At 57.7% G+C, this 13,572-nt stretch carries 16 protein-coding genes; 13 read left to right on the top strand and 3 right to left on the bottom strand.

Annotated features, from left to right (window positions below):
• The first annotated feature begins 161 nt into the window (after positions 1-161).
• From ftsY to NUW46_RS18705, 8 genes are all read left to right on the top strand, one after another.
• On the top strand, positions 162-1,355 hold the full coding sequence (gene ftsY / locus NUW46_RS18740; RefSeq protein ID WP_418140943.1) for a signal recognition particle-docking protein FtsY: 1,194 nt from the start codon (positions 162-164) through the stop codon (positions 1,353-1,355).
• Positions 1,356-1,384: 29 nt separating this feature from the next.
• Positions 1,385-2,077, top strand: a complete 693-nt coding sequence (gene ftsE, locus NUW46_RS18735) for a cell division ATP-binding protein FtsE (RefSeq protein ID WP_136630885.1) — start codon at positions 1,385-1,387, stop codon at positions 2,075-2,077.
• Positions 2,067-3,074, top strand: a complete 1,008-nt coding sequence (ftsX, locus tag NUW46_RS18730; protein WP_418140942.1) for a permease-like cell division protein FtsX — start codon at positions 2,067-2,069, stop codon at positions 3,072-3,074. The genes ftsE and ftsX overlap by 11 nt, the downstream gene beginning before the upstream one ends.
• 192 nt (positions 3,075-3,266) lie before the next feature.
• On the top strand, positions 3,267-4,127 hold the full coding sequence (gene rpoH / locus NUW46_RS18725) for an RNA polymerase sigma factor RpoH (RefSeq protein ID WP_069182258.1): 861 nt from the start codon (positions 3,267-3,269) through the stop codon (positions 4,125-4,127).
• 236 nt (positions 4,128-4,363) lie between these two features.
• Complete coding sequence (locus NUW46_RS18720; protein WP_418140941.1) at positions 4,364-5,275, top strand: NAD(P)-dependent oxidoreductase; 912 nt, start codon at positions 4,364-4,366, stop codon at positions 5,273-5,275.
• A gap of 7 nt (positions 5,276-5,282) precedes the next feature.
• Positions 5,283-6,062, top strand: a complete 780-nt coding sequence (gene hyi, locus NUW46_RS18715) for a hydroxypyruvate isomerase (protein WP_418140940.1) — start codon at positions 5,283-5,285, stop codon at positions 6,060-6,062.
• Between the two features lie 103 nt (positions 6,063-6,165).
• Positions 6,166-6,846, top strand: coding sequence for a response regulator transcription factor (locus NUW46_RS18710; protein WP_008175694.1), 681 nt, complete (start codon positions 6,166-6,168; stop codon positions 6,844-6,846).
• A complete protein-coding gene (locus tag NUW46_RS18705; protein WP_153634074.1) occupies positions 6,833-8,323 on the top strand; it encodes a HAMP domain-containing sensor histidine kinase in 1,491 nt (496 codons plus the stop codon). Before NUW46_RS18710 ends, NUW46_RS18705 begins: the two co-directional genes overlap by 14 nt.
• On the opposite strand, the gene NUW46_RS18700 is transcribed toward NUW46_RS18705, so the two are convergent.
• Entirely contained in the window at positions 8,317-8,598 is a 282-nt protein-coding gene (locus tag NUW46_RS18700) for a hypothetical protein (RefSeq protein ID WP_136630881.1), read from the bottom strand. The genes NUW46_RS18705 and NUW46_RS18700 overlap by 7 nt on opposite strands.
• 299 nt (positions 8,599-8,897) lie before the next feature.
• On the opposite strand from NUW46_RS18700, the gene greB reads away from it, so the two are divergent.
• Together greB and NUW46_RS18690 are read left to right on the top strand one after the other, a co-directional pair.
• Positions 8,898-9,410: a transcription elongation factor GreB gene (gene greB, locus NUW46_RS18695; protein ID WP_418140939.1), complete on the top strand. Its 513-nt coding sequence runs from the start codon at positions 8,898-8,900 to the stop codon at positions 9,408-9,410.
• 113 nt (positions 9,411-9,523) lie between these two features.
• The gene (locus tag NUW46_RS18690; protein ID WP_069182252.1) at positions 9,524-9,985 is read left to right on the top strand and encodes a hypothetical protein; all 462 of its coding nucleotides are present in this window, start codon (positions 9,524-9,526) and stop codon (positions 9,983-9,985) included.
• Positions 9,986-9,994: 9 nt separating this feature from the next.
• On the opposite strand, the gene NUW46_RS18685 is transcribed toward NUW46_RS18690, so the two are convergent.
• Entirely contained in the window at positions 9,995-10,312 is a 318-nt protein-coding gene (locus NUW46_RS18685) for a site-specific integrase (protein WP_153634070.1), read from the bottom strand.
• A 133-nt stretch (positions 10,313-10,445) separates the two neighbouring features.
• Positions 10,446-10,706, bottom strand: coding sequence for an acyl-CoA-binding protein (locus tag NUW46_RS18680; protein WP_069182250.1), 261 nt, complete (start codon positions 10,704-10,706; stop codon positions 10,446-10,448).
• A 277-nt stretch (positions 10,707-10,983) separates the two neighbouring features.
• Here NUW46_RS18680 and tssB point away from each other — a divergent pair, with 277 nt between their 5' ends.
• The 3 genes from tssB to tssE are packed head-to-tail and all read left to right on the top strand — an operon-like array spanning position 10,984 to position 13,463.
• Positions 10,984-11,481 (top strand): type VI secretion system contractile sheath small subunit, encoded by a 498-nt coding sequence (gene tssB, locus NUW46_RS18675; RefSeq protein WP_209399532.1) that lies wholly within the window; start codon positions 10,984-10,986, stop codon positions 11,479-11,481.
• Between the two features lie 56 nt (positions 11,482-11,537).
• Positions 11,538-13,019, top strand: coding sequence for a type VI secretion system contractile sheath large subunit (tssC, locus tag NUW46_RS18670; RefSeq protein ID WP_418140938.1), 1,482 nt, complete (start codon positions 11,538-11,540; stop codon positions 13,017-13,019).
• Positions 13,020-13,022: 3 nt separating this feature from the next.
• Positions 13,023-13,463, top strand: coding sequence for a type VI secretion system baseplate subunit TssE (gene tssE, locus NUW46_RS18665; protein WP_418140937.1), 441 nt, complete (start codon positions 13,023-13,025; stop codon positions 13,461-13,463).
• The last annotated feature ends 109 nt before the right edge of the window (positions 13,464-13,572 follow it).

Genomic DNA, 13,572 nt, shown 5'->3' with positions numbered 1-13,572 from the left:
CGTCGCAGCTCCGGGACTGTGCGGGGTTCTGGGTATCTGCGCGCATCTTACCGGAAACCGGGCCCCGCGCGATAATCCGGGTGGCCCTCACTTCATCGGGACAGTCTGCTAGAATGTCGGCTTTCTTTGTCCCGCCCATTCAGACTGATGGATTGACTTTTATGACGGCAGAGTGGATTTCAATCGGCCTTCTGGCCCTTCTTGTGTTTGTATTTGTTCTGGATATCGCCGGAAACCGCAGCCGGGCACCGCGCCCGAAGCCGGTGCCGCAGCGCAAGCCAGAGGTTGCCAGAGGGGCGGCACCGGAGCCGGAAAAAGCCGAGAGCGAAACGCCTGCCACTCCCGAGCCGCAACCAGAGTCGGTGGCTGAACCAGAGCCGGCCCTGGAGCCTCAGCCCGCAGAAGAGCCCCAGAAAGCACCGGAACCCGAGCCTCAGGTCAGCGTTTTCGAACGCATCAAAAAGGGATTGGGTAAGACCCGGGCGAGCCTGACCGGTGGTCTGTCAGACCTGTTCTCCCTGAGCAAGAAAATTGATGAGGACCTGCTCGAGGAAATCGAAACCACGCTGTTAATGGCGGATGTTGGCGTTACCGCCACTTCTAAGATCATTGAATCGCTCACCGAAAAACTTGAGCGCAATCAGCTCAAGGACGGTGAGGCCCTGCGACAGGCGTTACGGGATGAATTGCACGGGCTGCTGAAGGATGTGACCAAGCCCCTGGAAATCGATTCCGGCAAGACCCCCTACGTCATCCTCATGGTGGGCGTGAACGGCGTGGGCAAGACCACCACCATCGGCAAGCTCACCAAGAAATTCCAGAACGAAGGCAAATCGGTCATGCTGGCCGCCGGCGATACCTTCCGTGCTGCGGCGGTCGAGCAGTTGCAGGTCTGGGGTGAGCGCAACAATGTGCCGGTGGTGGCACAACACACCGGTGCTGACAGCGCCTCGGTGATTTTCGATGCCATCCAGTCAGCCAAATCCCGTGGCGTTGATGTCGTGATCGCCGATACCGCCGGTCGTCTGCAGAACAAGGATAACCTGATGCAGGAGCTGGAGAAGGTGGTCCGTGTGATGAAGAAACTGGACGAATCTGCGCCCCACGAAGTCATGCTGGTGCTGGATGCGGGCACCGGCCAGAACGCGCTGAGCCAGGCGCAGGTGTTCCAGCAGGCTGTGGGCGTGAGTGGCATTACATTGACGAAACTGGACGGCACGGCCAAAGGCGGTATTGTGTTTGCCATTGCCCGTCAGTTGCAGTTGCCGATCCGGTTTATCGGTGTTGGTGAGCAGGTGGATGATCTGCGCAGCTTCGATGCCGAAACCTTTGTGGATGCCCTGTTTGACGAATAGCCCGGAATCCAGCCGCGCGGAAACCGCCCATGATTGAGTTTCGCCAGGTCACCAAGCGTTATGACAGTGATCATACCGCCCTGCGTCAGGTCAACTTTGGCCTGGAGCGAGGCGAGCTGGCGTTTCTGACCGGCCATTCCGGTGCGGGTAAGAGTACCCTGCTGAAACTGATCATGGTGATGGAGCGCCCCAGCGCCGGTGAGGTGGTGGTAGGTGGACAGGTTCTGAACCGCTTGCCCCGTCGCCAGATCCCCTACATTCGCCGCCACATTGGTGTGGTCTTCCAAAACCACCAGCTGCTCTTTGACCGTACCGTGTTCGACAACGTTGCCATGCCGCTGGAAGTCATGGGTGCCTCGCCGAGAGACACGGGCCGGCGTGTACGTGCTGCCCTGGACAAGGTGGGGCTTCTCCAGAAGGAAAAAATGAACCCGATGCAGCTCTCCGGCGGTGAGCAGCAGCGCGTCGGTATTGCCCGGGCGGTGGTCAACAAACCCCCGGTACTGCTGGCGGATGAGCCGACAGGTAACCTGGACCCGGCGCTGTCCGCCGACATCATGAATTTGTTTGGGCAGTTCAGCCAGGTGGGCGTTACCGTGTTGATCGCAACCCACGATATTGCCCTGATCAATGAGATGGGGCGGCGAACATTGAAGCTGGATCATGGTCGCCTGGTTGCTGGCGGCACCTCGGTTATTGGCGGAGGTGTCAGTGGCCGCTGATCCGCGTAAAAAGCCGCAACCTGCACGAGGCGCCAACAAGGCCCGGTCGCCCTGGCGTGAGCAGGCTGAGAGCTATTTCACCCATCATCGCAAGGTTGCCGAGGATAGTGCCCGGCGTCTCTGGCGCAATCCGGTGGCCAGTTTGATGACCTGGACCGTGATGGGCGTTGCCCTGGCCTTGCCGGTGGCGCTGCTGTTGCTGCTCACCAGTCTCCAGGGCGTAAGTGCGGGCTGGGAGAGCAGTGCCCGGGTGACCGCTTACATTGAGCTGACTGTGCCGCTTGAGCGGGCACGGGTGTTGAGCAGTGACATTGCCAGCGACGGCCGGGTGGCCGGTGTCGAGCTGGTTGATCGGGACCAGGCCCTGGAAGAATTTCGGGCCTCATCGGGCCTGGAAGATGCCCTGGATTATCTCGAAGACAACCCTCTGCCACATACCCTGCTGATTACCCCTGAGGAAGGCGCCCGTTCCACCGAAGGGGTGGAAGGCCTTGTTCGGTTTATCGAAGGTATGGAAGGCGTCGAGCGGGTTCAGGTGGACCTCGGCTGGTTGCAGCGTCTGAACGCCATGACGGATCTTCTGGCCCGTGCGGTCTGGGCACTGGCGATTCTGCTGGCTGCTGCGGTTGTACTGGTGATCGGCAACACGGTCCGTCTTTCGATTGAGAGTCGCCGGGACGAAATTCTGGTTGCGAGACTGGTGGGCGGAACGGACAGCTTTGTCCGCAGGCCCTTTCTGTACACCGGCGCATGGTTTGGGCTCGGTGGCGGGATTGTGGCGCTGATTCTGTTGCAGTTGTCTCTGTGGTGGCTCAGCGGGCCCATAGAGCGGCTGGCAGGTCTGTATCGGAGTGATTTTTCCCTCGACGGTTTGCAGTTTGATGGGGCACTGGCGTTGATAATTGTTGCGATGCTGCTAGGCTGGCTGGGCGCCTGGGTCGCTGTGAAACGTCATCTGGATGACATGGAGCCGGGTGATATTGCCGGAGGCGGATGATCCGGATAGCGGGAAAACCGTATTGAAGAAACAGCTTCTGCTGGCGTAATTTCGAAGCCAGCAAAGCCAAGGTGAAATTTTCAGGTAGTTGATTTAGAACGTTTTACTGGAGATTTCGGGAACTTTCAGAGTTCTTGGCGGTCCAAAAAGTAGTTGGTATATTTAAGGGCCGTCGGGTTCGGAGGTTAGAGCATGGGTACGAGTTTACAACTGGTTGACAGACTGGTTCCGGGTCAGAATCTCGAGTCTTACATTCAGGCTGCGAGCCGCATCCCGGTGCTCACAGTGGACGAAGAACGGGAGCTGGCTGAAAGGCTCCATTATGAGGGCGACGTAGAGGCCGCCCGTCAGCTGGTTATGTCTCACCTGCGCTTTGTGATTCACATTGCCCGGAGCTATTCGGGTTATGGTCTGGCTCAGGCGGATCTGATTCAGGAAGGTAACGTTGGCCTGATGAAGGCGGTCAAACGGTTCAATCCGGAATACGGTGTGCGCCTGGTGTCCTTTGCCGTTCACTGGATCAAGGCAGAGATTCACGAGTTTATTCTGCGCAACTGGCGGATTGTGAAAGTGGCCACTACAAAGGCCCAGCGCAAGTTGTTCTTCAATCTGCGCAGCCAGAAGAAGAAGCTTGCCTGGCTCAGCCATGATGAGCTGAACGCGGTTGCAGAAGATCTGGGTGTTGAGCCACGGGTGGTCCGTGAAATGGAAGGCCGACTGGCTTCCCAGGATACGGCGTTCGATGGTCCGCAGGACGACGATGACGATAACGCTTATCAGGCACCGGCGTATTATCTGGAAGATGCTCGCAGCAATCCGGCCACTCAACTGGAGAACGCCGATTGGTCCGACGATTCCAACGGCAGGCTGATGCAGGCTCTGGAGCAGCTGGATGAGCGCAGCCAGGATATTCTTCGGGAGCGCTGGTTGTCCGAAAGCAAGTCGACGTTGCATGAGTTGGCGGACAAATACGGCGTGTCGGCGGAGCGCATCCGGCAGCTTGAGAAAAATGCGATGAAGAAGATTCGCATGCAGATGGTTGAGGCGGCCTGACTAGGCGGCCCAATCCCGCGACTGAGTCGTTAAAACGCCACCACCGGTTCCGGTTGGTGGCGTTTTTGTTTGTATAATCGGAAACTTTACCCTGGGGGCAGAAGCGATTGGGTGGGCCTTTCCAAAACACGCTGTGAATACGTCCATGTACGCTCGGCTCCGCCATCCATGGCTCCGCACGGTTTTGGAAAGGCCCACCCAATCCCTTCTCGAACCTTTGTGCAGAGGCCCAAAGAATGACTAATAAACTTCCTCATATCACATTTCTCGGCATCGGCCTGATGGGTGCGCCCATGACCCGTAACCTCCTGAACGCGGGCTTTCCGATGACCCTTTGGAACCGAACGGCCAGCAAGTGCGAGCCCTTTGCTTCTGAAGCAGCCATTGCCAAATCCCCGGCGGAGGCGGTTGCCAATGCCGATGTGGTGATCACCATGCTGGAGAACAGCGATGTGGTGGAGCAGGTGCTGGTGAAGCAGGGGGCTCTTGAGGCCCTGAAGCCGGGGGCGCTGGTGATTGATATGAGCTCGATCCAGCCTTCTGTGGCCCGAAGGCATGCTGAGTTGGCGGCGGAGCGGGGTGCCGGCTATGTGGATGCGCCGGTGTCCGGAGGTACTGTAGGTGCTGCGGAAGCTCGCCTGAGTATCATGGCGGGTGGTTCCGAAACCGATGTCGATCGTGCTAGGCCGGTGTTTGAGGCGCTCGGCAAATGCACCCCTATCGGGCCTGTGGGTTCAGGGCAATTGGCGAAGTTGGCCAATCAGGCTATCGTTGGAATCACCATTGGTGCCGTGTCCGAGGCGCTGTTGCTTGCGGCGAAAGGCGGTGCGGATCCATCGGCCGTCCGGGAGGCCTTGCTGGGTGGGTTCGCCGGTAGCCGGATTCTGGAGCTGCATGGGCAGCGGATGATCGACCGTGACTTTGCCCCCGGTGCGCCAGCACGGATTCAGCTCAAGGACATGCGGATGATCCTGGATGAGGCCCGGGCGGAAGGGCTGACCCTGCCCCTGGCCCAGCAGACTCACAACGAGTACCTGTCGCTGGTGGCGAATGGCCACAGTGATGTCGACCATAGCGGCCTGTTGCTGGAGCTGGAGCATCTGAACGGTGCCCTGCTTGGCTCCCTTGGCCGCGGCCCGAAGGAGTAATCACGCCATGCCCCGTTTTGCTGCCAACCTGTCGATGCTGTTTACGGAAGTGGATTTCCCCGAGCGCTTCGCCATGGCCCGGGCCGCCGGTTTTGAGGGGGTGGAGTATCTGTTCCCTTACGCCTACCCCAAAGACCTGCTCAAGGATCTTCTGAACGACAACAAACTGTCCCAGGTGTTGTTCAACCTGCCGCCCGGCGACTGGGATGCTGGGGAGAGGGGTATCGCCTGCCTGCCGGACCGGGTTGAGGAGTTCCAGGCCGGCGTGGATCAGGCGATCGACTATGCCAAAGCCCTGGGCTGTCGGCGGCTAAACTGCCTGGCGGGCCTGAAACCCGATCATGTCTCAGATGAGATTGCCTGGAACACGCTGGCGAACAATGTCGCCTGGGCAGCCCCCAGGCTTGCGGAGGAGGGTATCACCCTGTGTCTGGAAGCCATCAATTCGCGCGTGGACATGCCAGGCTTTGTTCTGGATACCTCCGGCAAGGTACTTGCGTTGATTGAGGAAGTGGATGCGGACAACGTGCGCCTGCAGTACGACCTTTACCACATGCAGATTATGGAAGGGGATCTGGTGCGCTCCATGGAGTGCCTGTTGCCCTGGATCGGCCACATTCAGTTTGCCGACAACCCCGGCCGACACGAGCCCGGTACCGGGGAGATTAACTTTTCGAATGTTTTTGCGGCCATCGATGCCATGGGGTATGACGGCTGGGTAAGCGCGGAATACCGGCCTACCGGGGCAACGGGCGACAGTCTTGGCTGGTTTTCAGGCAAGCTCTGACCGTCGCCATTGGCGACACCCTCTTACAAGATCGTAACTGGCCGGGTTGCCAACTTCTTCGTACCCTTGTCCTATCTGTAATCCGCTATCGGGAGGAGAACCGGTGAAAGCGCTGGTAATCGAAGACGATCAGGACGTTGCAAATTATCTTGTCAAAGGGCTGAAGGAATCCGACTTCGTGGTCGACCACGCGGCCGATGGCAAGGAAGGCATGATGATGGCGGCCAGCGAAGATTACGACATCATGATTGTAGATCGCATGCTTCCCGGCATGGACGGTCTCTCCATTATCAAGACCGTGCGGGCGACTGGAAACCAGGTGCCGGTTTTGATTCTCAGTGCCCTGGGTGATGTAGACGACCGTGTTGAAGGTTTGCGAGGCGGTGGCGACGATTACCTGACCAAGCCGTTTTCGTTCACCGAACTGTTGGCTCGGATCGAATCCCTGGTTCGTCGTAATCGCCAGTCCGCAGAGACCGAAACGGTATTGCGGGTGGCGGATCTGGAAATGGATCTTCTGGCGCGGACTGTCAAGCGGGCCGGACAGAATATCGATGTCCAGCCCCGGGAATTCCGTTTGCTGGAGTACCTGATGCGTAATGCCGGTCAGGTGGTGACCAGGACCATGCTGTTGGAGAAGGTCTGGGATTATCATTTTGATCCCCAGACCAACGTGATTGATGTGCACATCAGCCGGCTGAGAGCCAAGATCGACAAGGAATTCGATACACCCTTGCTGCAGACCATCCGGGGTGCAGGGTACATGTTACGTGAAACTGCTTAGCCAGCTCAGGACATCATCCTTCCAGCTAGCCCTGCTGTACATGGTGGTGTTTGCCACCTCGGTATTCCTGTTACTGGCCTTTATCTACTGGCGTACGGCGGGCTTCATGACCGCCCAGACCGACGAAACCATCGAGGCGGAAATCGCCGGTCTGGCGGAGCAGTATCGTGGCCGTGGTGTGAACGGCCTGATCACTATTATCCGTGAGCGTGTTGCCCGCGACCCCAACGCCAAATCCATCTACCTGCTGACGACCGACGATTTCCTCAAGCTGGCCGGAAATATTGAAACCTGGCCGGAAGGCAGTCGTTCCGAAAGTGGCTGGATCAATTTCACCCTGAACGAATCGGTGGGCTGGAACGGGCCCGAGCGTCTGGCCCGAGCCCGCATCTTCGAGGTGCAGGGTGGCATGCGCCTGCTTGTGGGGCGCGATGTCGACGAACTTACCAACCTGAAGCGGGTGATCGAAACCGCCATCAACTGGGGAATGGGAATCACCCTTGCCTTGGCGTTACTCGGTGGTTTCTTGATGAGCCGAAGTACGACCCGGCGCATCGAGGTTATCAACAACACCTCCCGCCGGATCATGAACGGCCATCTGTCCCTGAGAATTCCAACTCGTGGCACCGACGATGATTTTGACCAGCTGGCGGAAAACCTGAACCAGATGCTGGACCGGATTGTGTACCTGATGGAAGGCATCCGGCACGTCTCCGACAGCATTGCCCACGATTTGCGTACCCCCCTGACCCGACTGCGCAACCAGCTGGAAAACACACTGATGTCGGTGGATAACGATGAAGCAAGGGAGCAGGCGGGCCGCGCAGTGGCGGAAGCCGACCAGTTGCTGGCCACCTTCAACGCTCTGTTGCGCATCGCACGTTTGGAAACCCGCGGCAATACCGCAGACATGAAACCTGTGCCTCTGGACGAGCTGGTTGCGGATGCCTGCGAACTCTATGAAGCCCTGGCCGAGGACAAAGACCAATCGTTTGAACAGGATCTGCAAAGCGGTGTGAAGATCGAGGGTGACCGGGACCTCCTGTTCCAGATGGTCAGCAACCTGATTGATAATGCCATCAAATACACGCCTGAACACGGCGTTATCGGCGTCTCGGTTCGGCGGGAAGATTCAGAAGCTGTCTTCGAAGTTCGCGACAGTGGCATCGGTATTCCCGATGCGGAGAAAGACCAGGTTTTCCAGCGCTTCTACAGGGTGGGCAAGAGCCGTTCGTTACCGGGGAACGGGCTGGGCCTGAGCTTGGTGAGCGCTGTTGCGGAAATCCACCAGGGCCGGATCGTTTTGAGCGATACTCATCCGGGAGAAGAGTCGCCGGGGCTGACTGTGGCTGTAAAGATCCCTGCCTTTAGCGAGGCCCGAAAACGCATTCGAGCGACCCAGGCAGAGCAGTCGGCAGATTCAGCGGCCGGGGAAACCCAAGCCGCCTCTCAATCCACCGGCGTGAAGACTCACTGACTGGCGCGGAACCGGTTGATCTTCGAAAGCACCGGGCCGATCAGCGCATCTTTGCGGGATTCGATCTCGTGGGTAATCTTCTCAAATTGCGAACGGCGACGATTTACCCGTACCTGAATGCTGTCCCATTCGCCTTCCAGATGCTTCTGTTCTGCCGCCAGGAAAGCCGCGATGTTGTGCCGGTTGACCTTGCCGGTGATTCCGTACTGATCCAGACGATAGCCAAGGGCATCCACGCCATTGAGAGCCATATTCAGCAGCGTTTCGGTATTCATGTTGATTTCTCCAAAAGTGGAATCTGCAAAAACGTATAACGCCAACGCTATGCTTCGTTCCTAGAGTCTGCAACCTAATTCCGGGTGCCAGCGTTCATCGATACCCTGACTAAAAGGTAATTCCTCGGCCACGATGGTGTAACCAACGGTGTGCATAATTGAAACTGTAGCTTTGGAAGCCTGCAGATTTGTTGCTTGCTTCTCCCTCCAGCACAGCGCTAGCCTTACCCCGTTTTTACGGGGTTTTTTTATGCCCTGAATTTTTCTGATTTCCAGCTGCAGAGGACGTTGCGAGACCAATGAGTCAGGTTCCCGGTATTGGTGGCCCGCGCCCCAGATACATCACGCCCGAGGGCGAACAGGCCCTGCGGGAAGAATTGCAGCATCTCTGGAAGGTGAAACGCCCCGAGGTCACCCAGGCCGTACGTGAAGCTGCTGCCCTTGGCGACCGGTCCGAGAACGCGGAATACATCTACGGCAAGAAGCAGTTGCGGGAAATCGATCGCCGGGTCCGCTTCCTGAGCAAACGCCTGGAAGAGTTGACGGTTGTTGACCGATTACCGGATGACCGTAACAAGGTGTTTTTCGGCGCCTGGGTGACGGTGGAAGACGAGGAGGGCGAAGAACAGACCTATCGTTTGGTCGGCGCGGATGAGTTCGATCTGACCAAAGGTTATCTCAGCATCAACTCCCCCCTGGCCCGGGCGCTGATTGGCAAACGCCTGGACGACGAGGTGAGCGTTCGCACCCCCGAAGGCTGGAAGTCGGTGTTCGTGGTGGGTATTCGCTACCAGGCGCCTGAAGACGACTAGTGAATGATGTCACAAAATTGGCGAGTGCCCGGGCAGTTTGACGGATTTGTCGATAAACTGATCAAAATTTGTCACAACTGGTCGCAGACAGGATTGTCTGCCGGGGAAATGCCATGGGTAAGCGTGGAAAAGTCGGAATCGTTCAGCGCAGGATAAGCAGTCCGCTGGTGTTGGTGGGGCTTGTCGCGGCGTGGGCCGTTGCAGGTGGGGTGTTTGCCCAGAGCGACAATCAGGAAAGCGCTTTCCAGTACGAAGAGCGATCTACCATTCACACCATCCAGCTGAATTCCATGGAGGAGGAAACTCTGGCCAATACGGTCATTGAAGGTGGTCTGACAGCTCCGGCTGCGGGCGTACCGCTCAAGCCAAGGGTCGAAGACGACTTTTACCTGGATCCGCTTGGTCTTCGCCCCGGTGACAGCCGCACGGACCTTGGCCGCTCACAGATCCCGGTGGAGTTCCGTTTCAGCAATCCAAAATCCATTCCCGGGCAGACTCACAGCAACAACTACGTGATCCGCCCACCCGAGAACCGCACCTACGACGCGCTGAACATCAATATGAACGAGCGTTGAGACAGGCGTTCAGGCTGCGGCGCAGCCGTTGTCCCCCGCGGGCGTCTTACCCAGGACATCTTCGTAGAAAAATGTCAGCGCCTGGCTGGCCTGATTGAATCGCGCCCGGGATACCCGCATGCGTTCGTTCAGGTAGTCCAGAAACTTCTGGCGGTCTTCATTTGCCAGTGCATCGGGATCTTTCATATCGCTGAACAGCACGAATCGGGTGATCCAGTGCAGGTAGGTCTGCTCTGAGCGTTGATTGAGCTTGTGCTGATGAATGGCGTCCTTGACCCGTGCCACCAAGCCTGGCTGGGACTGTTCCAGCGCTTCTGTGATGTCCATAAATAACTCTTGCTGATGAATTGGTATTGTTATTTTGGGCGCATCTTATGACAAGAGATTTACGAGCGCAAAGCTTTATTCAGGAAGATTGACTCTGGTCATTTTCTGACCAGAGTCTGGGCTGGAAGGCCGATTACTTCAGGGCTTCGAGCTTGTCGATGTACTTCTGCATGGCGTCATCGCTGGACATGCCTTTGAGTTTCTCCCAGGCATCGAATTTGGCGCGGCCCACGAAATCCATCATGCCCGGGCGCTTGCCGGACACATCGCCCTCGGTGGCCTGCTTGTACAGCGCATAGAATTCCAGTTTCATCTCGTTGGAGGGCTTGAAGTCGCCTTCGGCGGTCTGGATGTAGTTGACGGCTTCGTCGAAGCGGGTTTTCAGGTCACTCATGTTGATCTCCGTATGGTTCTACTTTGGTCCTGTTTGTTGGCCGAGTATAGCCACAGCCGCCGGCTCCGTCATTGACTGAATCTTTCCAGGGCATTGTCGGAAGGGGAAATGCCGGGGTTCTGGCAAAAGCTTGCCCGGGTGCACATTCCGGAATAATGCTGGCCAGTTTTTGCTTGAGAAAGACAAATGATCTGTGTACAGTTTTTGGCGTTGCGTGCCAGGAAGGTGCGTACAAGGGATTGAACAACTGCAAATGATTTGCACAGGGAGCAAGCGCATGTCTTCAAAAGACGGTTCCGTCGCGCCTAAAGAGCGCATCAATATCAAATATGTCCCCGCCACCGGAGATCAGCAGGCCGAAACGGAATTGCCGCTGAAAATGTTCGTGGTTGGCGATTTCAAGGGACACGCCGAAGAAACCCCCATCGAAGATCGCAAGGCCATTTCCGTCGACAAGAACAATTTCCGTTCTGTCATGAAAGAAGCCGGCCTGACCCTTTCTACCACTGTGACCAACAAACTGGATGAGGAAACCGACGAACTACCGGTAAACCTGGAATTCCAGACCCTCGATGATTTTTCCCCCGACAGTGTCGCCCGTCAGGTGCCTGAGCTGAATAAGTTGATAGAGCTGCGGGAAGCCCTCGTGGCCCTGAAAGGCCCACTGGGTAACGTACCGTCGTTCCGTTCCAAGCTGCAGGAACTGCTGGACAACGACGACGCACGGGACAAGCTGCTGGCCGAACTGGAACTGGCTACCGACAGCAACGAGTAAGCGAACGTACACTCATAACGTTCGATTGAATTCAAAACGTACTAAAGGGACGTGGTATGTCTGATACTGCCGTGCAGCACTCTGCTGCCTCCGAATCCGTTGCCGAAGGGTCCTTGCTGGACCAGGTCATGGCCAACAGCCGCATGGCGCCGGCGGATGAGGGTTACGATGTTGCCCGCAAGGGCGTGGCAACGTTTATTGCCAACCTGCTGAAAAGCGACGAAAAAGGCCAGCCGGTCAACAAGGCCCTGGTGGACCAGATGGTGGTGGAGCTGGATCGCAAGATCAGCGCCCAGATGGATGAGATCCTGCACGCGCCCAAGCTGCAGGAGCTCGAATCCTCCTGGCGCGGCCTGAAGCTGATGGTCGATCGCACCGACTTCCGCGAGAACATCAAGGTGGACATCCTTCACGCCACCAAGACCGAGTTACTTGAAGACTTCGAATTCGCGCCGGACGTTACCCAGACCGGTTTCTACAAGCACATCTATTCCACGGAATATGGCCAGTTCGGTGGTGAGCCGGTGGGCGCCGTGGTGGGCAACTACGCGTTTACCCCGTCGACGCCGGACATGAAGCTGCTTCAGTACGTGTCCTCGGTTGGTGCCATGGCCCATGCGCCGTTTCTGTCCTCCGTAGCTCCGTCGTTCTTCGGCGTCGACAGCTACCAGGAACTGCCGGCCATCAAGGAACTGAACGCCGTGTTCGAGGGCCCGAAATACGCCAAGTGGCGCTCCCTGCGTGAATCTGAAGACGCCCGCTATCTGGGCCTCACTTCGCCGCGCTTCCTGTTGCGGGTGCCGTACGATCCTACAGAAAACCCGGTGCGCAGCTTCAACTACAAGGAAGACGTCTCGGGCGATCACGAGCACTACCTGTGGGGTAACACCGCCTATCTGCTGGCCACCCGCCTGACCGAAAGCTTCGCCAAGTACCGCTGGTGCCCGAACATCATCGGTCCTCAGAGCGGCGGCGCCGTCGAGGACCTGCCGGTGCACCTGTTCGAGTCGTTCGGCCAGCTTGAGGCCAAGATCCCGACGGAGGTGCTGATCACCGACCGTCGCGAATACGAAATGGCCGACGAGGGTTTCATCGCCCTGACCATGCGCAAGGGCAGCGACAACGCAGCCTTCTTCTCGGCCAACTCGGTGCAGAAACCCAAGCAGTTCCCGAACACCAAGGAAGGCAAGGAGGCGGAGACCAACTACAAGCTGGGCACCCAGCTGCCGTACATGATGATCGTGAACCGTTTGGCCCACTACATCAAAGTGCTGCAGCGGGAGCAGATCGGCTCATGGAAAGAGCGCCAGGACCTGGAGCGGGAGTTGAACACATGGATTCGCCAGTACGTGGCCGATCAGGAAAATCCGCCCGCGGAAGTCCGCAGCCGCCGCCCCCTGCGCGCGGCACAGGTCACCGTCTCTGACGTGGAAGGCGATCCGGGTTGGTACCAGGTGTCCCTGGCCGTGCGTCCCCACTTCAAGTACATGGGTGCCAACTTCGAACTGTCACTGGTTGGCCGGCTGGACAAGGACTGATCCGTGTTCAGGCACCCGGCCAGCGACGGATCGCAGGCCGGCAGCGGCAGCCTGTTCGAACGACTGGAACAGGCAGCCGAACCGGCCGGCCAGAGTATGGGAGACGTCACCCACGTTGTGGAATCCATCAAGCGCCACCTGGTTCGGCTGCTGAACGCCCACCCGGGGAACAGTGCCAGCGTACCGGACCTGGGCTTGCTGGACTTCAACGACGCCACGCTCGGCACCCACGATCTGAGCGTCCAGATCCGAGGCGCGATCCGGCAGTGCATTGAAAAGTTCGAACCCAGGGTGAAGCGTGTGGATGTGGTCAATCTGCCGCAGGGACCGGACCCGTTGCAATTGCGGTTTCAGGTGACGGTCTATCTCAAGGTCGGTTCGAAAGACGACAAAACAACCATAGATTTGGTTCTGGATGACAAACGTTACTACCAGGTGGTGTAACGGAAACGATCAGTAAACACCAAGGATGGCGAGAGTCGGTGGGGATGCTTTTCTGCAGGGAAAAAAGATGTCTGAGCGCAGCGAGTTGTTTTTTCCCGGAAGAAAAGTA

Origin of the sequence: Marinobacter sp. MA (genome assembly GCF_048298425.1) — a bacterium.
GTDB classification, from domain to species: Bacteria; Pseudomonadota; Gammaproteobacteria; order Pseudomonadales; family Oleiphilaceae; genus Marinobacter; species Marinobacter salsuginis.
The sequence above is the reverse complement of the archived record's forward strand: the minus strand, read 5'-3'. Positions and strand labels throughout refer to the sequence as shown.

What these genes read in the sequence shown, in the direction of transcription:
- tssB (WP_209399532.1), top strand. Translation starts at nt 10,984, where the DNA reads ATGTCTTCAAAAGACGGTTCCGTCGCGCCTAAAGAGCGCATCAATATC.
- NUW46_RS18685 (WP_153634070.1), bottom strand. Translation starts at nt 10,312, where the DNA reads ATGGACATCACAGAAGCGCTGGAACAGTCCCAGCCAGGCTTGGTGGCA.
- NUW46_RS18720 (WP_418140941.1), top strand. Translation starts at nt 4,364, where the DNA reads ATGACTAATAAACTTCCTCATATCACATTTCTCGGCATCGGCCTGATG.
- NUW46_RS18690 (WP_069182252.1), top strand. Translation starts at nt 9,524, where the DNA reads ATGGGTAAGCGTGGAAAAGTCGGAATCGTTCAGCGCAGGATAAGCAGT.
- ftsY (WP_418140943.1), top strand. Translation starts at nt 162, where the DNA reads ATGACGGCAGAGTGGATTTCAATCGGCCTTCTGGCCCTTCTTGTGTTT.
- greB (WP_418140939.1), top strand. Translation starts at nt 8,898, where the DNA reads ATGAGTCAGGTTCCCGGTATTGGTGGCCCGCGCCCCAGATACATCACG.
- hyi (WP_418140940.1), top strand. Translation starts at nt 5,283, where the DNA reads ATGCCCCGTTTTGCTGCCAACCTGTCGATGCTGTTTACGGAAGTGGAT.
- tssC (WP_418140938.1), top strand. Translation starts at nt 11,538, where the DNA reads ATGTCTGATACTGCCGTGCAGCACTCTGCTGCCTCCGAATCCGTTGCC.
- NUW46_RS18700 (WP_136630881.1), bottom strand. Translation starts at nt 8,598, where the DNA reads ATGAATACCGAAACGCTGCTGAATATGGCTCTCAATGGCGTGGATGCC.
- rpoH (WP_069182258.1), top strand. Translation starts at nt 3,267, where the DNA reads ATGGGTACGAGTTTACAACTGGTTGACAGACTGGTTCCGGGTCAGAAT.
- ftsE (WP_136630885.1), top strand. Translation starts at nt 1,385, where the DNA reads ATGATTGAGTTTCGCCAGGTCACCAAGCGTTATGACAGTGATCATACC.
- NUW46_RS18680 (WP_069182250.1), bottom strand. Translation starts at nt 10,706, where the DNA reads ATGAGTGACCTGAAAACCCGCTTCGACGAAGCCGTCAACTACATCCAG.